Here is a 17,763-nt window from a genome sequence, read left to right on the forward strand (position 1 = left end):
TATCATTGCCTGAATTGCACCTGGATCATAAAGACTGAATTTACTGTCGAACAGATCCGCGAACATTTATTGGCTGCGTTGCAGAAAAATGATCGGTTACTAGTTGCTAAAATACAGGCATAAAATGCAGATACGCTTTAAGTGAGAAGTTACAGCAAAGGACACCTAAGCAAAGAAAGATTAACCAGACATCCATATTTGAAGGCATAATTCTAAAACTAAGGTATAAGTTGCAGCCCGCCTGGCGCAGTCTATATTAAGAGTTAACGCGCTTGGAAAAATGCACAATTATGCGAACTCTATACCTTCTCTCTTTTCTATCAGCCTCAGTTACTCAATTCGCTCAGGCAGAGCAACCTGAACTGGAAGTTATTGAGGTAACGGCTCAGTTTCGAACCGAGAATGTTCAGGATGTCCCTATCGCCATTTCTGTATTAAACAGCGATACCTTGAACGAGTTAGATATTGTTGACGCGGCAGCTATGTCACGCAGAGTTCCTGGCTTTACCCTGGGCGAATTTGCACCGGGACAGTCTTTATTCAGCATTCGAGGTATTGTTTCCGCTGACGATGGCGCAGGAATGGACAGCTCCGTGGTGGCCTTTCTCGATGGTATTTATATAGGGCGGTTAGCGAATATTGACCTGGATCTGTTTGATATTGAGCGAATTGAAATATTAAGAGGTCCGCAAGGTACTATTTCCGGTCGCAATGCTATCGGTGGCGCGATTAATATAATTACCAAAGCTCCCGCTCCTGATTTTGCTGCTGCGCTATCACTGACAAAAGGCAATTATGATGCGTCCAGAATTAAGACCTCAATTGAAGGCCCACTATCGGCTGCGATTAGCGCTAAATTGAGTGTTAGCCACAGACAAAGAGATGGTTTTACCCGCAATGTGCTGTTAAATGAAGATAACCAGGATGAGGACAAAACCTCTATACGGGGACAATTGCAATTCGACAGCGAACAGACAACATGGCGCATAGCCGCAGATCATAGCGAAGACGACCGCAGCGATATGGGCCGGTTTCCGGTGCAAAACGGCAATTTCGATTACATTAATACCTGGCAGTCTTTAGGGGGTGACACTTATCGCTCCACCTCTCCCATCAGTGGATTTTCCAGAGGCGAGTTTAGTGGACTGAGCATCAACGGCGTTACCCGTTTTGATAAAGGAGAACTGACAACCATTCTGGGGTGGCGAGAAAGCAATACCGATTGGGAAATGGCCAGCGTCGGTGCACCACTCGGCGGAAATTACGACCTGGATAATGGCGTATTCGGGGCAGATGTGAATGACGATGTCATTGAAAACACCCGGCAGTATTCTGCGGAATTACGCTGGAGTGCCAGCTTGTCAGACACTCTGGATTACACGGCAGGCCTGTATTATCTCAGAGAAAAAACAGAGCGCATTGAACAATACAAACTGGATTTCAATTCTATCGATACTGGCCAGATAACCCTGGGTAATGAAGTTAGTGAACAACTGAATACCACCCGCAGTAGCGCCATTTATGCTCAATTGCACTGGCAGTTAAACGAAGCCTGGCAACTGACTCTCGGCGGCCGTTTTACCCATGACAAAAAGCGAGGTGAAATTGCCAGTTTAAATTGCGGCCATCAAGATAATCCAATCGTGACAGCAAGTAGCAGGTGTGCTTCTCAACAAGGCAGCCTGGGTATATTGCAACAAACTTTTGAAATTGACGTAGAAGATAGCTGGCAGGACTTTTCCCCTAAAATTGCCCTGCAATACACCCCAGAAAAACACCTGATGTTTTATGGCAGTATCGCCAAAGGCTTCAAGTCTGGCGGATTTCCGGGCTCTCCAGGGCTGGAAAGCGTCGCTCGGGAAGCCATCGAGCCTGAGCAAGCAGTGAATTATGAAATAGGGCTAAAGTCCGATCTGGCTGACAGCCGCCTGCGCTTAAATACGAGCCTGTTTTACACTGATTATGAAGATTTACAGGTGACCTGGTTTGGTCCATCAGAACTCAATCCCGGATTTGGTAGTTTTATATCTACTAATATTCAGAACGCAGATATTCAGGGGGCCGAATTAGAATTTCAATGGCTGGCCAATGACCACCTGACTTTCAGCGGTAACTACGGCTGGCTGGATTCCGAAGTCAATAAGTTCATTTTGAATACCTTTGCTGGTGAGCTGGATTTAAGTGGCACTGAGCTGCGTCAGGCACCGCGTAATAAGGGTTATCTGGCTTTGGATTTCGACTATCCACTGCCACAGCAAATGGGCAGCCTGGAACTGCATCTTGATTATCAATACATCGACGAGCAACTCAGTGATTACATCAACCAAAACGTCATTCTGGAGTCACATCAATTGGTGGATATGAGACTGGCCTGGCGGAATCACAAAGAAAACATACAGGTATCCATTTGGAGCAAAAACCTGTTTAACGAAGATTATGTGCAACACGCTTATGTTATCGGGCCAGGTATTATAGGAACATTTGGCCCACCCAGAACTTATGGACTCTCGGTTGATTGGTACTTTGAGTAACGCCAATTATGACAACGTTTGATGTTATCAACATCATAGGAATAACCGCCTACTTTTTATTGGCGGGTTTGTTTTTATGGGTGTCTCGCTTACCCAATTCAGAGTTGCGTTCTAAATACTGGCTGATAGCCGCTATCCTCATTTTGCTAGGGCGCATCGACCTGTACTTCCTTCCGCAATGGCTTCCGGCAAACTATGTACAAACCCTGTATGCATTGCTACTCATTGCCGAAAAGTTCTTTTTGATATTGGGCTTATTCTACTTTTTCACAGCGACTATCAAGCACTCTGCATTGCGACTGCTAACCTGGTTTTGCGTCGTTTCTGCGATGGGTGTCCTGCTATTGAATCATGTAATCCAAATTCCCAATGCTTATGCCACATGGTTTGCGGTAAGCCAGGCGGCGTTCTTATTGTTTATGGGCAAATTTATTAAAGACCACACTCCTCCATGGTTTGGTTCTACCTTAAAGTTACTCCCGCCCTTGCTTTTGCTCTATGCCATGCACTGGCTCTCTTTCCCCATTGCCATCCACATCGAATGGTACCTGCCCATTGGCTTTTTGATTGGTAATGTCATGAATATGTTGTTTTACCTGTCTTTGGCATTTATGACCCTGCACCAGTTTGAACATCGCCTGATAGAGGCTGAGCAATCAGCTAAATCCCTTGCCAGTGAAGCGATGCAAGCCAGTCAGGCAAAAAGCGAATTTTTAGCTAATATGAGCCATGAGATCAGAACTCCCATGAATGGCATCCTCGGCATGCTGGAAATTCTCAGTCACACAGAGTTAAGTCAGGAACAGCACAGCAAGGTTCAAATGGCCTATAGGTCCGGCACCAGTTTACTGGCCATCATCAATGACATCTTAGACTTTTCAAAAATCGAAGCCGGTAAACTGGAAATTGAAAAAGTCGAGTGCAACCTGAATCAAATACTGGAAGAAATCGCCGGTTTTATGCAGTCACTCGCCCAGGAGAAGAAGCTTGAGTTTTTACTGGATGTCTCAGGACTCAAACATTCCGAAGTGCTAAGTGATCCAGTCAGGCTCAGACAAATTTTAATTAATTTGATCAGCAACGCCATCAAGTTTACGCAAGAAGGTGAAATTCTGGTCACCGCAAAAACCGCAGAATCGCAAGGAAAATTGTCGTTTCACTGTACCGTGAAAGACACGGGGATAGGTATCGAATCATCAAAGTTAGAGGCCATGTTTGATTCTTTTCAGCAAGCTGACACCTCAACAACGCGAAATTACGGCGGTACGGGGCTTGGCCTTTCAATCTCCAAGAACTTGTGCGAGCTTTTTGGTGGTCGCATAGAAGTATCCAGTGAGCCAAGTGTTGGCAGTTGCTTTGAGATCACAATCCCCATTGAGAACAATTTGCACCCCTCCGGGCAAAGCTCTCCACCCAGTGATATATCACTACTCAAGGGGAGCCATATACTGGTTGTGGATGACAACGCTACTAACCGCGAGATCCTTGAGCATCAATTAGGTTTATGGGGTATGCAGGTGACCCTGGTGAATTCTGCTAAAGAGGCAGTGCGAGTTTGTAAAGAAAAAGGCGAGCAATTCAACATTGCCATCCTGGACATGCAAATGCCTGGTATGGATGGCGAGCAGCTCGGCAAGGTAATGAAATCCCGAGATGAAATGCGCCACATTAAATTAATCATGCTCTCATCTATATCTGACCCAAAACTGGCCAAACGCGTCACCAACAGCAACTTCGAACGATTTCTCACCAAACCTGCCCTGTCTTCTCGGTTGCAAAAAGCGCTGTTGGAAGTTCTGTCGCAGAATGAAAACCTTAATACTGAAACGCCCACCGCCGAAAATACTCATTTTGACTGGCAACACAATAAAATTCTTCTTGTAGAAGATAATGAGATAAACCAGTTGGTAGCCACTGAACTGCTACGAAAAATCAGTTTATCCTGTGACACAGCCATAAACGGTGCCGATGCAATAGAAAAGTTAAAAACCAGTGCTGAAGAACTCACCCCTTACACTCATATATTAATGGATTGCCAGATGCCTGTTTTAGATGGCTATGAAACCACCCAATGCATCAGGGCTGGTCAGGCTGGCGAAATATTTAAAAATATTCCCATTATTGCCATGACCGCAAACGCTATGGAAGGAGACAAAGAAAAGTGTTTAACCGCCGGTATGGACGATTATTTCAGCAAGCCATTTAATGTGGAATCCATCCAAACTACCCTGGAACGTTGGCTAAAATAAGCCAAAGAAAGAGCCGAGCCAATGACTACCCGACAACTTGAGAAAGTCACTGACCTTAACTAAGGTTTAAACAACCCAGTGACATTAATCTAAGCTGATGCGCCTTCTACTCTTTATAGTGCAGTTGTTCTTTGTCCCCTTAAATGCTCAAGCAGAAACGCTGCGTTTTGCCACGGATTCCTGGTGCCCTTACATCTGCGACACCCAATCACAAAAGCCCGGCATTTTAGTGGAAGCCACCAGCGAGATTCTGCTCTCCAGCCAGTATCAGCCAGAATATATTCGAATTAATTGGGCCCAGTCGATTAAGCAAGTGCGAAGTGGTCAACTGGATGCGCTGATGGGCACCTACATTTCTGACGCGCCGGATTTTATCTACGGCAAAACCGCCTTTATGCAGTCACAAATGTGCTTTTTTGTGCCTCAAGCCGATAACTGGAAATACAAAGACTTACTCAGTCTGGACAGTCGCCGAATCGCCATTATGGATGGCTACAGCTATGGTGCATTAATGGTAGCTATATCCTCAACAATGAAAACAGCGGTGAGCACAACATAATGCGAGTTGGTGGCGATGAAGACATCAAACGCCGTTTAACCCTGCTAAACCGTGGTCGTATCAACACCATTATTGAAGACAAACGGGTGTTTTCCTATTTTATTTCCCAGGCCGGCGTTGATTCTCAATTTAAATCGGCAGGATGCCTGGCCCCGAAAGATGTGCATATAGGCTTTTCTCCCAATATTGAAAGCTCCACACAGCGCGCAGCGATGCTGGAAGCAGGTATCAAACAACTGGAAGAGAGCGGAAGACTGGAGCAGATCATTCAGTCGTACTTAGTTTTGCAATAGGCAACATGTAGCAACCAGAGAGTGCTTCTGGCGTAACCTCGCCACCTTATTAGCCAGCCGGCTAAGGGATTCGTGAACACAAGCGATACAATACTGTTTATAGACAATATTAATATCGCCGTTGCACACCAATCCGGCTTTAAAGCGGCAGGTTTACCAGCGTTGTTTTACATTCAGGAAACTACTTTCCCGCTTTCGCCATCATCTTTTTCGCTTTCAGCACCTGTGCTTTAGCATTAACTTCAGCCTGACGAGCTTTTGCTCGCGTAATTGACTGGATAGCTTCAGTTTTAACTTTAGTGAATTGTGGATTCGCCATTTTCTTTTCTCCAATTAAATAAACAATATCGGGTTACCGGGCCAGCTTATGGAGCTGGCCAGTTTTCACTTGTACCATCAGGATAAGAGACTGAACCTGAACCATCAGCGTTATAAACCCAATGAGTTCCATCAGCTTCAATATATTCGCTAGAACCATCTGCCGCCCAGCTGCCTGAAGAACCATCGGCATTAGTGAAGGAACCGCTACCACCAGCATTCCAGGCAGAGCTATTGCCTTGACCGTCATCCCAGCTGCCCCCGCCCTGACCATCCCAGGTCTCTGTGCTACCATCGGGATAAACCGCACTGCCTGAGCCGTCTTCTTCATAGGTATACACAGTGCCATCAGGACCGGTTTCCGTGTAAGTACCGGTCTCAGTTCCGGGTTCTGATGCTCCACCATCTTCCTGGACGACATTGCCGTCAGCATCGTAATAAGTCACGTTACCCTGAGCGTCCCATTGTTCACTTGAACCATCGGGATTGGTCATACCCCAGGAGCCGTCAGCATTGTGATAACCGGAACTTCCATCAGAAGCAGTCCAGGTACCAGAGCCATCAGCACTCCAGGAACCACTGTTACCCTGCCCATCATCCCAACTGCCACCGCCCTGGCCATCCCAGGTGCTAGTTGTTCCATCGGGATAGGTGGAGCTACCACTGCCATCAGCATTCCAGGTATAACTACTTCCGTCAGCGAATTGTTCACTGCCGGAACCATCTGCGTTGTATGTACCACTGTTGCCCTGACCATCATTCCAACTACTGGAGCCGTCTGCGGCATTATAACTAGAGTGAGAGCCATCAGCACCGTTATACTCATATGAACCATCTGCTGACCAGGAATCCGTAGAGCCGTCAGCATAAGTAGCGCTGCCACTACCATCAGCGTTCCAGGCAGAAGTATTGCCCTGACCGTCATCCCAGCTGCCGCCCCCCTGGCCATCCCAGGTCTCTACGCTGCCATCGGGATATGCTGCGCTACCTGAACCATCTGCCTCATAGGTATAAACCGTTCCATCGGGACCTGTTTCTGTATAACTGCCAGACTCTTCAGTGGCTTCGCCATCGGCTATCTCGTTACCTTCATCATCATACCAGGTCATTGTGCCATCGGCAGAGCAATGTTCACTTGAGCCATCAGGATGGGTGGTCCCCCAGGAACCGTCAGAATTATAGTAACCAGAGCTGCCATCTGAGGAAGTCCAGGTACCGGAGCCATCCGCACTCCAGGAACCACTATTGCCCTGACCATCATCCCAGCTACCTCCACCCTGGCCATCCCAGGTTTCAGTTGTGCCATCAGGATAGGTGGCACTGCCACTGCCATCAGCGTTCCAGGTATAACCACTTCCGTCAGCGTATTGTTCACTGCCTGAGCCATCTGCGTTGTAAGTGCCGCTGTTGCCCTGGCCGTCATCCCAACTACTGGAGCCATCTGCAGCATTGTAACTGTAGTGAGAGCCATCAGCGCCGTTATACTCATACGAACCATCTGCTGACCAGGAATCCGTAGAGCCGTCAGCATATGTGGCACTACCACTACCATCGGCATTCCATGTTGACGAATTACCCTGTCCGTCATCCCAGCTGCCGCCGCCCTGACCATCCCAGGTCTCTGTGCTGCCATCGGGATAAACCGCACTGCCTGATCCGTCTTCTTCATAGGTATAAACTGTGCCGTCCGCACCGGTTTCTGAGTAAGTACCGGTTTCGGATCCGCTCTCAGGTTCGCCGTCACCAGCCTGCATTTCATTACCGTCAGCATCGTAATAAGCGACGTTACCCTGAGCATCCCAATGCTCGCTGGACCCATCAGGGTATGTTGTCCCCCAAGAGCCATCAGAATTATAGTAGCCAGAGCTGCCATCAGAGGCTGTCCAGCTGCCTGAGCCATCAGCTTGCCAGGTACTACTGTTGCCCTGACCATCATCCCAACTGCCGCTGCCGTCGGCACTCCAGCTAGTCACACTGCCATCAGAATAGGAGGCGCTACCACTGCCATCGGCATTCCAGGTATAGCTGCTGCCATCAGCATATTGCTCACTGCCTGAACCATCTGCGCTATAAGTACCGCTATTGCCCTGACCGTCATCCCAACTACTGGAGCCATCCGCGGCGTTATAACTATATTGCGATCCGTCAGCACCGTTATATTCATGCGAACCATCTGCTGACCATGACTCGGTAGAACCATCAGCATAAGTGGCACTGCCGTTACCTTCGGCATCCCAGGTAGATGTGTTACCCTGACCATCATCCCAACTGCCACCGCCCTGACCATCCCAGGTCTCTACGCTGCCATCGGGATAAGCCATGCTACCGGAACCATCCGAATTAACAGTTTCAACACTACCATCCGGGTTTTCAGTGACTACAGGCTCGTCTCCAGTTGATGAGGTATTGTCTTCCTCCGGAGTGCTATCACCTGTAGCGTGAGTGACCTCTTCAGTCCCAGGTTTAGTATCATCAGTCTGGAAAGCGGCAATATCATCGGGTGGTGTAGAGCCATCATCTGACGATGTGCCAGAATCTTCTGGTAAGGTTGAGCTATCAGCGGCGGGGGTGGAATTATCTTCTGGTGAGCCAGAACTATCTGCGGGAGGTAAGGAGCCATCATCAGGAATTGATGAATCACCTGCAGGCGGCAAAGAACTGTCTTCAACAGGTGCCGTATTGCCCGGTGGCACTTCACTGGTATCGGACGTAGGCTCCACGCCTTCAACGCCCAAATCCCCCACCAGGCCGCCTATACCGCCCGGCGCAATTCTGTCTTCAAGCTTTTCTATCTTTGAATCGACTTTGATTTTAGCCGATTTTTTCGGAGTATCTTCTTTTGACATTGCAACACCTCGCCTAATCGTCGCATTAATCAGACTCAGTTTGCTCAACGACTACCTACCGCCAAATATGAATCTGTAATCTACTAAAAAAAGCCTAGTTGCATTTTCCCAGCCCGGCAATTTTGATCACTATGATTTTATGGAATAGAAAAATGAGTTTTAGACGTTTATTGCTTAATTACTCGGTTAACCCAATATTCCATCAGGGCGAGATCGCGATCGTTTTTTGAGCAACACTCCAACATAGTCAGCACTAATCGGAGCCAAAAGCTAATTAATTTGCCCTGGAATACTGAAGCGAGACTATCAACCAGCCTTCAGGCTTCTTAGTTGAGTTTGCTGGTAAGTAGACTTTTTTCGACGCTTCAGTCTAATTCAACCACTATCCTTTGATTGAAGTCATTGTCGGAGCGCCGACAGCGCCTTAAGGGGACCGGGCTGCGCCCCCCTTAAGAATCCCCCGCAGCCCCTGACGCGCAAAGCATAAACTACGCCATCAGAACAACGACGACCATCAATGACAGCACATCCCTGTGCTGGGCATTGATTGAGCTATCATCCCTTATAGCTCTCATCGTTGTTTTATCTGATGCCGCAGTTTATTGCGCGTAAAGGGGAACAGGGTTTAGCACTTCGAATAAACTTTGACCTAACTGAATCCATATACGAGTCAGGTTGGCTCCATCTAAAAGTAGAAATATTTAGCTTTCGAACATTGTGGTCACAAAATGAGCATTCATGCTCTCGCCCTGAATATTCCATCGTTTCAAGCTCAATTATCCTGATGTAAATTTCTACAAGATAGACCTCTGAAACAATGCATTCAGCTCGTCAAAACTTAAGTCACGTCCATCTGGTTTTTCCGCATAATGCTCTAATCTTTCTAACTCTTTAGCAATAAAGTCATTCAATACAGGAACGGCTGGTGCCAATTCCTTCTCCAGACTTTTACGCTTTCTTTCCAACAACTTTGTAATCGACTCATTCAGCTCGGAATCTGGCGCAACAAGCGATCGCAACTTTTCAAATTCAATTGGTGCTGGTTCGTTGAATTTTTCTATCCATTGGATAGCCAACAAAGGACGTAACACATAAAAGTACTTTTTGAGTGGCACGATATCTTTTTTCAAATATTCTCTAAAATTTCCTTTCGCCATATGACGATAGTGGTAAATCCCCTTTTGAGAAGAAGCGATTCTAGGCATCATCTCTCGAGCCGCTTTGGCAAATTTGTCATCGTCCACATAGACAATCGGCGATTGTAACCATTCGATAAATGCTGGATTTGATTTCCAATACAATTTGAGTGCCTTGCGAATATCCCAGCCATTTATGTCAATCTCGTCCACAATTGGGTATTCGATAACATCTCGTCTATCTTCAAGATCCACAGCTAAATATCAGTCTCTGGGATGCGCATAGATAAAACGGACATCGTAATCACTGTTGGGAGAGGCAAATCCCCACGCCCTACTTCCCGACTCTATGGCATATAAAACTTTGACCCCATGTTCGTCTTCTGCCGCGTGAATACGCCGCATGATTTCTGCGTGTATTTCTTTTGATATTCCAACTTGAGTCAAATCTTCAATCACTTTCTATTCCTTTTTCTTTTTTTCTGCCAGTTGCTCACTTTCCATCTTCAATGGCCTGCCTTCCGGGCAAAAGTTAACCAAGAAATCATTCATAGACGCAAATAAATTATTCTTCACTAGAGAATAATGTACATACTGCCCTTTTTTCTCTCCAGATATCAGCCCTGCATTCTCTAAGATATTGAGATGCTTAGATAAAGCAGGCTTACTGATATCAAACCTTTGGGCAATTTCACCCGCCGTCAAACTGGTCTTGGAAAGGTAAGCCAAAATTTTTCGACGCACTGTCGACGATAAAGCTTGAAATGTATCTTCCATCGGATTATATACTTAACTAAATAGTTAATTACCTAAATATGTAACTAGCCTTAATCATAATATTAAAAGGTAGCTGATGCCATGGCCATATCCTCTAAAATGAGAAGTACTGATAAAATTGAACTGGCAATAAAGTCACCTGAGCCGGCAGGGTATTGTTACCAAAACCCCAGGGTAATCGAAACTTCAGGAAATGATGCTTCAACAGGTTTTGTTATAGTTTCAAGCCAAAAAATGTTGTGGGTTGGAGGCATGTTTTCAGTGGCATTAATAGGTGGGGCTTTGACGCTTTCAATTGAAAACCTGCTGATATTCTTTGTGACCACTGGCATCAGCCTTTGTTTTGGTCATTCATTGGGCATGCATCGAAAACTCATTCACCAAAGTTATCAATGTCCACAATGGCTGGAATACATCATGGTGCATCTGGGTGTCATCGTTGGACTAGCAGGCCCAATCGGAATGATTAGAACTCATGACCTTCGAGATTGGGCTCAAAGACAAAAAGAGTGCCATCCTTATCTCGGCCACCAAACAAGCTTTTGGCAAGATGCCTGGTGGCAGATTTTCTGTGATCTAAAATTAGCTCATCCTCCACAAATCATAATCGACGATAAGATTGCAAGGAATGCCGTTTACCAGTGGATGGAAAAATACTGGATGTGGCAACAACTTCCCATTGCTTTAGTTTTGTTTATTTTGGGTGGCCTTCCCTATGTCATATGGGGTGTGGCTGCCAGAGTGTCTGTCTCTATTATTGGTCACTGGCTAATCGGTCATTTTGCTCACAATGATGGTCATAAAAGCTGGCACATAAATGGCGCTGCTATCCAGGGCCACAACATTAGATTTACCAGCATCCTGACAATGGGCGAATGCTGGCATAATAACCACCATGCTTTCCCGGGTTCAGCCAAACTGGGCATTGAGCAAGGGCAATGGGATCCGGGTTGGTGGATGTTGCTCGCTATGAAAAAACTCGGATTAGTATGGGAGCTGACAACGCCTGAGCGGCTGCCAAAAAGAACAGAACTGGTCCCGATAAAGTCTACACATAAGTCAAAACCAGGAGATTTGCAGAGCAATAAATCGCTATTTTAAGCAAAAAATGACGGTTGCTTTTTTTCTTAACCCGAATTAGTATGCGCGAAATTTATCATTATTTAACCAATTTGCAGAGGAGATTTAATCATGACATTGCGTTCAACAAAATCCACTGCAGGCCAGCCCCAAGCATAAGTCTTTCGTTACGCGTTTAAATCATCATTACGCCTAACAGTCAGCCCCGGGCCAAACAGGCCTGCCAATACACTTTTATTTTTATTCCGAGTAGTGCCATAAGGCGCTAACCCGATATATGGATCTATCGGCGTTTTCAGCGACATATCGTCTTTGGAAATGAAAGGGAGTGAAGAGTACATTTTCACTTTCCTCACCGGTGAATGTCTGGAAGACAATTCCCGGATGAAAGCCAACCTAAAGGAATTGGAGTTATGGGCAACCCCATACAAAAATTGAATAAAAAAGTCAGTCTCGTTGCATCCGAAAAAACCTGGATTGAAGGACTGGCAGTACAGCAGTTAAACAAAACTGCAGAACTAGAAGGCATGTACGCTGTAGCAGGTATGCCTGATTTACACCCCGGAAAAGGCTATCCAATTGGTGCTGCTTTTTTCAGTAAAGGGAAACTCTACCCTGCTCTGGTCGGAAATGATATTGGCTGCGGTATGGGCCTTTGGCAAACCAGCTTAAAAACGAACAAAGTAAACCTGGACAAGCTCAGTAAAAGATTGCGCGATGTTGAATCACCGCTAGACGGCAGTTGGCAGGATTATATCCAAATGCGTAAAGCCAAAAAGTGCATTAAAAATAACGCATTTGATATGTCACTTGGCACCATTGGAGGAGGCAATCACTTTACCGAATTTCAGCAGGTAGTTGAAGTCAATAACCAGGAAAAGCTGCAAAACATCGGACTTGACCCAAAGCAAATACAGCTATTGGTACATTCTGGCTCTCGAGGATTGGGTCAATCAATTCTGGTGCAACACGTAAATGCGCATAATCACGATGGCGTTGGTGACAACAGCGAAGCTCAGGCCAAATATCTGGCGGCACATGACGAAGCTGTCCGATGGGCGGAGTTAAATCGTGAACTGATTGCGAAACGCTTTATGGCAGCAACAAAGCTAAATGGAGAATGCTTGCTGGATGTTAACCACAACCTTGTCACTCCTAAAGTCATTGGCTGCGTATCGGGCTGGTTACATCGCAAAGGAGCGACACCTTCTGACGCCGGATTTGTTGTAATTCCGGGCTCTCGGGGAGATTACACTTATTTAGTAGAGCCAACATGTTCGGATAAAGCATTGTTTTCACTCGCTCATGGCGCAGGTAGAAAATGGAAGCGCGGTGACTGTAAAGAGCGATTAAGCCACAAATACAAAAAGGAAGACTTGTATCGCACTGATTTGGGTAGTCGTGTTATTTGTGGCGATAAAGAACTGCTTTATGATGAAGCCCCGCAGGCTTACAAAGATTGTGGCAGTATAATCGATGATTTAATCGAAGCAGGATTGGTAGAGCCGGTAGCAAAACTAAAGCCCGTTTTAACCTTTAAAACTATAGGAAACTGTCACGGATGATATTACTTCAACTATCGGCCGGTCAGGGTCCAGAAGAATGTGCAAAAGCCGTAGCTTTGGCACTCAAAAGGTTATTAAAAGAAGCCAAGGAAGCTAACATTGATGTTTGTCCCCTCGAACTGATAGAAAGCCAACATGCTGGCTGCTTTAAATCAGTTTTACTTAAACTTGAAGGAGACAGAGCTTTAACTTTTGCCACAAATTGGACAGGGATTATGCAATGGATTTGCCCTAGCCCATTTCGGCCGACTCACAAGCGCAAAAACTGGTTTTTCAGTGGTCAAACTTTCAACCAACCAGTTGAGGTGCAGTTGGCAAATGGTAAGGATGATATTTGTTATAAAACCTGCAGGGCTTCCGGCGCAGGTGGGCAGCATGTCAATACGACAGACTCTGCTGTTCAGGCAATACACATGGCAAGTGGAATTAGCGTCAGGGTAGAAAGTGAACGCAGCCAACATGCTAATAAGCGGCTCGCCCGAATATTGATAATGCATAAGCTTAACCAGACCAAAGCTGAGAATGAGGCGAAGCGGGACAAAAGCCGATGGTCACAGCATTGGGACCTTAAGAGAGGCGATCCCGCCAGAGTGTTTACCGGGAAGCAATTTAAAACTTGAGAACAGTGTAGCTACCTGCTTAAAAAGGGTGGCTACATGCTTTCTTTAAGTAAGATGTAAATGCGATAATTGAGCCTCCAAAATAATAACCGGCAAATAAGGGATTTATGGCTCTTGAAAAAATAGCAATAATAGGTGGAGGAATAGCTGGACTGGCATCGGCCATTTTCCTTTCAAGAAAAGCCCATCAAATCACAGTTTTTGATAAAGCCAAACAGCCGCTCCCCGTGGGCGCTGGATTTCTATTGCAGCCGCCAGGCCAAAAGATATTAGATAAACTAGGTGTCCTGGATGAAGTATTAAAGGAAGCGGTGCCAATTAACGGTTTGCAGTCATCAACAACAAAAGGACGCAAACTATTAGACCTTCGTTATGAGCGTCTTTCAGGTATTCCGCGTCATGGCTTAGGGGTTCAAAGAAGCACTATATATCATGCGCTATTGAACACAGTTAATAAGCTAAACAAAGTAAACTTTGTTTGGGACAGCAAAATAGAAACCTGTGAATCAAAAAAACACCAGGTCATAATCAAAACAATAAATGGCACTCAACAATTCGAATTATGCATATTGTCATCCGGTTCAAACAGCAACCTGGCTGATGAACATTTTAAGAGCAGAATAAAAAGACCGTACGGTTGGGGATGTTTATGGAGCACAATTGAATTACCTGACTCGCTGTCTTCCAACATTCTCCATCAGCGCTGCAAAGGCTCGCATAAAATGATGGGAATACTGCCGGTACGCAAAGTGAAAAACCGTTATGAGGCCGCTTTGTATTGGAGCATGAAAACCGAAGAACTAAACAATATTCAGGCAAACAACTTCGATGCAATTAAAAATGAGATTATGCAGTTTTGGCCATCTGCACGCTCATCTATCGAGCCCTTATCCCATTCGGATTTCGTTTCTGCCCACTACAATGACATTTGGACGCCAAAGCCTTATCACCAAAGACTAGTAGCGCTAGGCGATGTCTCTCACGCCACGAGTCCTCAGTTAGGACAGGGCTGCACTATGGCACTGATCGACGCATGGGCGCTTTCAATGTCTATAAGTGCTGAAAGCGACTTAAATGCAAACCTGGAAAAATGGTGGCAAAGTAGAAAAAATCAATTAGCTTACGTAAGGCATCTGAGTCGATTTCTCACCCCATTATTCCAATCCGAGAGCAAAGCATGTGAATTGTTGAGGGACTGGATAATAGCACCAGCGGGGCACCTCCCCGTTATAGACCGTCTACAACTCAAAACACTGGCATCTGAGGTGTTTTTACCCAAACAAATTAATGTTACCTGAGCACCTCATAACTTATCGATACTGTAACCGAGTAAGTGGATTGTCCAAACTGGTTTGCCACATCCCCTGCAGAAGAATAAAAAGACGCCACCTTTCTGCCTCCGTAATTTTTATCCGTTGGCGTCGGCAACTCAGAAGCAAACTCTTTAAATTCCACCACTTTCAACTGGACACCCAACTTAGATTTAAACAGCTCCGCTTTATCTTGCGCACGTTGAATAGCAACATCTAATAACTGTTGTTTTGAACTGGGCTTATCGGCAAGTTCCGCTTCACTTCCCAGATAATGCACCTGCTCAATCTCGTCGGCAACCAGGGCGACGGCAATCATTTGTGTTTCATCCTCAACTTCAATTGCCAATGAATTTTCAACTTTATATGACTTGGGTCGCTCATCAAAAAAGCCAAATTCCGGCGTGGAGGAGAATTTTGATTCATTAATTTTATCTTGTGCAATGCCTGATTCTTCCAGTCTGGATCGCACCATACGTCGAATATTCAGGTTTTCATCCAGTGCATCAGAAAGCTTTTTGGATTCCGTTGCTACCGATAACCTGACTACCGCCTTATTTAAGCTCAATGCCTCTTCAGCCGATGCACTAAAGGTAACAATCTTTGGCATGTCCCGCAAAAAGTGTTTGAGTTGTGAAGGTGTGCCTGCCAGTTCTGGCTCCGCACTGGCTAAAAAACTGGCTAACAAAGTCACACAGGAAATGATGGTTCTGAACATGTTTAACGGCCCTCTTGTTTAGAATAAGTGCTTTCAAATTAAGATAACAAACACGTCACACGAGAGGTCATTTCGGCTACCAGTTCAGGCTCCATATACTGATATTCATCAGGAATATCCAGCACATGAATGGGCTTATCATGAAGCTGGTGTGAATACATGCCAAGCAGCATTTTCTTATGTTTGTTTTCCATTACAAATATGATGTCCGCCCAATGAACATCGGCTGAACTGACCGTTATTTTCGCTTTTTGACTGGTACCCGCTGAGCGAGCATTAAACTCTGCATGGTTGCGCCAGATAGCTTCGCCTGTAGGGCTGCGCCATTGATTCCGGCTACAGATAAATAACAGATTTGTTTTTTGGCTTTTCAATAGCTGACTACGTTTTGCAATGGCTTGTGTTGCCTGATTTGTTGTAATTGATTAACTGTATTTGGCATCTATTTTCTTCAATGATCGCAAGAATAACCCAAGCCCACCAATGGCCAGCACCAAAATCGTCAGTAACTCAAATACCGACATCGCTTTTAAATTAAATCGAACACTGGCTATCACACCAAAAATAAGTGCAGCAATTGAAGCGACAGATAAAACCCAGCCCATGATTTTTTTCGAATCATAGAAAATCATGCCAATACCAAAGATAAACGGCACCAGTATCATTCCGCCCGTAATCCCCACCTGACTGCCAAACATGGGAAAGCCATACAAGCGAGAGCCAAAATTAAACGAAGACGTAACCGAAATGGCATTGAGCAAAAGATAAAAGCCCACACACATCATCAAAACACCAATAAAAAACGTCCCTATACCGCCTGACGTTCCACCTGCTCCATTCATCGTTATCTCCTTATACTCTCAAAGTTTATTGATATGCCATACTGGTTACGATGATACTAGCAAATCACTTTTTATGTGCAAAATTTAACGTCCTGTTTGCTTACCCCAAAGAATATTGCCCCACCTTTGGAATGTAGGCGTTGCCCCGCCGTGCGAGTCTATTTCAATTCGACCGAACTGCAACAACTAAGTTATAGAAACCTTGCCGACAACGAAGGAATCTGGAGTGGCAGATCTTTGCTAAAGCCATAACAACCTTGTTTGTCTTCTTCAAATGAGTCGGTTAAACAGGCTTTTATCCATAATTTTCTGTTTTCTGCGGTTATAACATAACCGCTCTTATCTGAGTTACCATTTAACCTTTCCGGTAGCGCCCAGCCTTTTCGAGCTAAAGCGGTCACAGCAATCACAATATGCCCGAGATAACGTTGACTCGGTGCGATTTCTCTATCCAAATACTGCCAAAAACCAACATCTGATTCAGAGTGATTCCACCCTTTGTTATCATTTACGTCTTTTAAAGACGCATAAGGATGCGAATGAAACGTGCCTACCAGTTCGAGATGAGGCCAGTACTTTTCAATAAATTCCTTTTTTGATTTAATGGATTCAAAGTCAGGTTTTACCCACTCGTTATGCCTTATCGCCGATGTTTCAACCGTACACATAGTGGAATGAATACAATCAGACCCGGTATCCCGTAATGATTGATGTCCCCAAAGCAGACCAAAGGTCTCCAGTTGAGTATTACCCTTTTTTGATCTCGCTGATGGCCTATGCTCAATCTCATACGCTTCCAGCGCAGAGGTAAACAACTGTGGCACAACAGCATCGTCTAAATGTAAAAATACATTTTCCATAACAGTCCCTTATTTCTGGTAATTTTTTATTTAGCTATACAAATCAAACTGACGAACAG

At 45.3% G+C, this 17,763-nt stretch carries 16 protein-coding genes and 1 pseudogene; 8 read left to right on the forward strand and 9 right to left on the reverse strand.

Annotated elements, in window-relative coordinates; all coding sequences use genetic code 11:
* Positions 1–290 precede the first annotated feature (290 nt).
* The 4 genes from ACXAD8_RS07520 to ACXAD8_RS07535 all read left to right on the forward strand — a co-directional run bounded on the left by ACXAD8_RS07520 (position 291) and on the right by ACXAD8_RS07535 (position 5,632).
* Positions 291–2,531, forward strand: a complete 2,241-nt coding sequence (locus tag ACXAD8_RS07520; protein ID WP_475226787.1) for a TonB-dependent receptor — start codon at positions 291–293, stop codon at positions 2,529–2,531.
* 8 nt (positions 2,532–2,539) lie between these two features.
* Complete coding sequence (locus ACXAD8_RS07525) at positions 2,540–4,780, forward strand: response regulator (RefSeq protein WP_475226789.1); 2,241 nt, start codon at positions 2,540–2,542, stop codon at positions 4,778–4,780.
* A 97-nt stretch (positions 4,781–4,877) separates the two neighbouring features.
* On the forward strand, positions 4,878–5,339 hold the full coding sequence (locus ACXAD8_RS07530; RefSeq protein WP_475226792.1) for a hypothetical protein: 462 nt from the start codon (positions 4,878–4,880) through the stop codon (positions 5,337–5,339).
* On the forward strand, positions 5,339–5,632 hold the full coding sequence (locus ACXAD8_RS07535) for a hypothetical protein (RefSeq protein WP_475226795.1): 294 nt from the start codon (positions 5,339–5,341) through the stop codon (positions 5,630–5,632). Before ACXAD8_RS07530 ends, ACXAD8_RS07535 begins: the two co-directional genes overlap by 1 nt.
* Positions 5,633–5,813: 181 nt before the next feature.
* On the opposite strand, the gene ACXAD8_RS07540 is transcribed toward ACXAD8_RS07535, so the two are convergent.
* From ACXAD8_RS07540 to ACXAD8_RS07555, 4 genes and pseudogenes are all read right to left on the reverse strand, one after another.
* Positions 5,814–5,951 (reverse strand): hypothetical protein, encoded by a 138-nt coding sequence (locus tag ACXAD8_RS07540; RefSeq protein WP_475226798.1) that lies wholly within the window; start codon positions 5,949–5,951, stop codon positions 5,814–5,816.
* Positions 5,952–5,997: 46 nt separating this feature from the next.
* Positions 5,998–8,796, reverse strand: coding sequence for an RHS repeat domain-containing protein (locus ACXAD8_RS07545; RefSeq protein ID WP_475226801.1), 2,799 nt, complete (start codon positions 8,794–8,796; stop codon positions 5,998–6,000).
* 794 nt (positions 8,797–9,590) lie between these two features.
* Positions 9,591–10,391: pseudogene (locus ACXAD8_RS07550) on the reverse strand (nucleotidyltransferase domain-containing protein).
* A gap of 3 nt (positions 10,392–10,394) precedes the next feature.
* Positions 10,395–10,709 carry a metalloregulator ArsR/SmtB family transcription factor gene (locus tag ACXAD8_RS07555; RefSeq protein WP_475226804.1) on the reverse strand — a complete coding sequence of 105 codons (315 nt, stop codon included), beginning with the start codon at positions 10,707–10,709 and terminating at the stop codon, positions 10,395–10,397.
* A 282-nt stretch (positions 10,710–10,991) separates the two neighbouring features.
* On the opposite strand from ACXAD8_RS07555, the gene ACXAD8_RS07560 reads away from it, so the two are divergent.
* On the forward strand, positions 10,992–11,810 hold the full coding sequence (locus ACXAD8_RS07560; RefSeq protein ID WP_475226807.1) for an acyl-CoA desaturase: 819 nt from the start codon (positions 10,992–10,994) through the stop codon (positions 11,808–11,810).
* Positions 11,811–11,956: 146 nt separating this feature from the next.
* On the opposite strand, the gene ACXAD8_RS07565 is transcribed toward ACXAD8_RS07560, so the two are convergent.
* Entirely contained in the window at positions 11,957–12,130 is a 174-nt protein-coding gene (locus ACXAD8_RS07565; protein ID WP_475226810.1) for a hypothetical protein, read from the reverse strand.
* A gap of 72 nt (positions 12,131–12,202) precedes the next feature.
* On the opposite strand from ACXAD8_RS07565, the gene ACXAD8_RS07570 reads away from it, so the two are divergent.
* The 3 genes from ACXAD8_RS07570 (at position 12,203) to ACXAD8_RS07580 (ending at position 15,272) form a co-directional block, all read left to right on the forward strand.
* The gene (locus ACXAD8_RS07570) at positions 12,203–13,354 is read left to right on the forward strand and encodes an RNA ligase RtcB family protein (protein WP_475226813.1); all 1,152 of its coding nucleotides are present in this window, start codon (positions 12,203–12,205) and stop codon (positions 13,352–13,354) included.
* Positions 13,351–13,974 (forward strand): peptide chain release factor H, encoded by a 624-nt coding sequence (gene prfH, locus ACXAD8_RS07575; protein WP_475226816.1) that lies wholly within the window; start codon positions 13,351–13,353, stop codon positions 13,972–13,974. The genes ACXAD8_RS07570 and prfH overlap by 4 nt, the downstream gene beginning before the upstream one ends.
* 107 nt (positions 13,975–14,081) lie before the next feature.
* Positions 14,082–15,272, forward strand: a complete 1,191-nt coding sequence (locus ACXAD8_RS07580) for an FAD-dependent oxidoreductase (RefSeq protein ID WP_475226818.1) — start codon at positions 14,082–14,084, stop codon at positions 15,270–15,272.
* Here ACXAD8_RS07580 and ACXAD8_RS07585 read toward each other — a convergent pair.
* The 4 genes from ACXAD8_RS07585 to ACXAD8_RS07600 form a co-directional block, all read right to left on the reverse strand.
* Positions 15,265–16,002 carry an SIMPL domain-containing protein gene (locus tag ACXAD8_RS07585; protein WP_475226821.1) on the reverse strand — a complete coding sequence of 246 codons (738 nt, stop codon included), beginning with the start codon at positions 16,000–16,002 and terminating at the stop codon, positions 15,265–15,267. The two genes, ACXAD8_RS07580 and ACXAD8_RS07585, sit on opposite strands and share 8 nt — an antisense overlap.
* A 38-nt stretch (positions 16,003–16,040) precedes the next feature.
* Positions 16,041–16,376: a low molecular weight protein tyrosine phosphatase family protein gene (locus ACXAD8_RS07590; RefSeq protein WP_475226824.1), complete on the reverse strand. Its 336-nt coding sequence runs from the start codon at positions 16,374–16,376 to the stop codon at positions 16,041–16,043.
* Between the two features lie 51 nt (positions 16,377–16,427).
* On the reverse strand, positions 16,428–16,844 hold the full coding sequence (locus ACXAD8_RS07595; RefSeq protein WP_475226827.1) for a hypothetical protein: 417 nt from the start codon (positions 16,842–16,844) through the stop codon (positions 16,428–16,430).
* A gap of 191 nt (positions 16,845–17,035) precedes the next feature.
* A complete protein-coding gene (locus ACXAD8_RS07600; protein ID WP_475226830.1) occupies positions 17,036–17,704 on the reverse strand; it encodes a hypothetical protein in 669 nt (222 codons plus the stop codon).
* Positions 17,705–17,763: the final 59 nt, after the last annotated feature.

The organism is Planctobacterium sp. AWH2_060, from assembly GCF_056158425.1.

Bases quoted from the DNA above. Each gene is read 5' to 3' on its own strand.
- ACXAD8_RS07545 (WP_475226801.1), bottom strand. From the start codon at position 8,796: ATGTCAAAAGAAGATACTCCGAAAAAATCGGCTAAAATCAAAGTCGAT.
- ACXAD8_RS07525 (WP_475226789.1), top strand. From the start codon at position 2,540: ATGACAACGTTTGATGTTATCAACATCATAGGAATAACCGCCTACTTT.
- ACXAD8_RS07565 (WP_475226810.1), bottom strand. From the start codon at position 12,130: ATGTACTCTTCACTCCCTTTCATTTCCAAAGACGATATGTCGCTGAAA.
- ACXAD8_RS07585 (WP_475226821.1), bottom strand. From the start codon at position 16,002: ATGTTCAGAACCATCATTTCCTGTGTGACTTTGTTAGCCAGTTTTTTA.
- ACXAD8_RS07530 (WP_475226792.1), top strand. From the start codon at position 4,878: ATGCGCCTTCTACTCTTTATAGTGCAGTTGTTCTTTGTCCCCTTAAAT.
- ACXAD8_RS07555 (WP_475226804.1), bottom strand. From the start codon at position 10,709: ATGGAAGATACATTTCAAGCTTTATCGTCGACAGTGCGTCGAAAAATT.
- prfH (WP_475226816.1), top strand. From the start codon at position 13,351: ATGATATTACTTCAACTATCGGCCGGTCAGGGTCCAGAAGAATGTGCA.
- ACXAD8_RS07580 (WP_475226818.1), top strand. From the start codon at position 14,082: ATGGCTCTTGAAAAAATAGCAATAATAGGTGGAGGAATAGCTGGACTG.
- ACXAD8_RS07600 (WP_475226830.1), bottom strand. From the start codon at position 17,704: ATGGAAAATGTATTTTTACATTTAGACGATGCTGTTGTGCCACAGTTG.
- ACXAD8_RS07520 (WP_475226787.1), top strand. From the start codon at position 291: ATGCGAACTCTATACCTTCTCTCTTTTCTATCAGCCTCAGTTACTCAA.
- ACXAD8_RS07540 (WP_475226798.1), bottom strand. From the start codon at position 5,951: ATGGCGAATCCACAATTCACTAAAGTTAAAACTGAAGCTATCCAGTCA.
- ACXAD8_RS07535 (WP_475226795.1), top strand. From the start codon at position 5,339: ATGCGAGTTGGTGGCGATGAAGACATCAAACGCCGTTTAACCCTGCTA.
- ACXAD8_RS07595 (WP_475226827.1), bottom strand. From the start codon at position 16,844: ATGAATGGAGCAGGTGGAACGTCAGGCGGTATAGGGACGTTTTTTATT.
- ACXAD8_RS07570 (WP_475226813.1), top strand. From the start codon at position 12,203: ATGGGCAACCCCATACAAAAATTGAATAAAAAAGTCAGTCTCGTTGCA.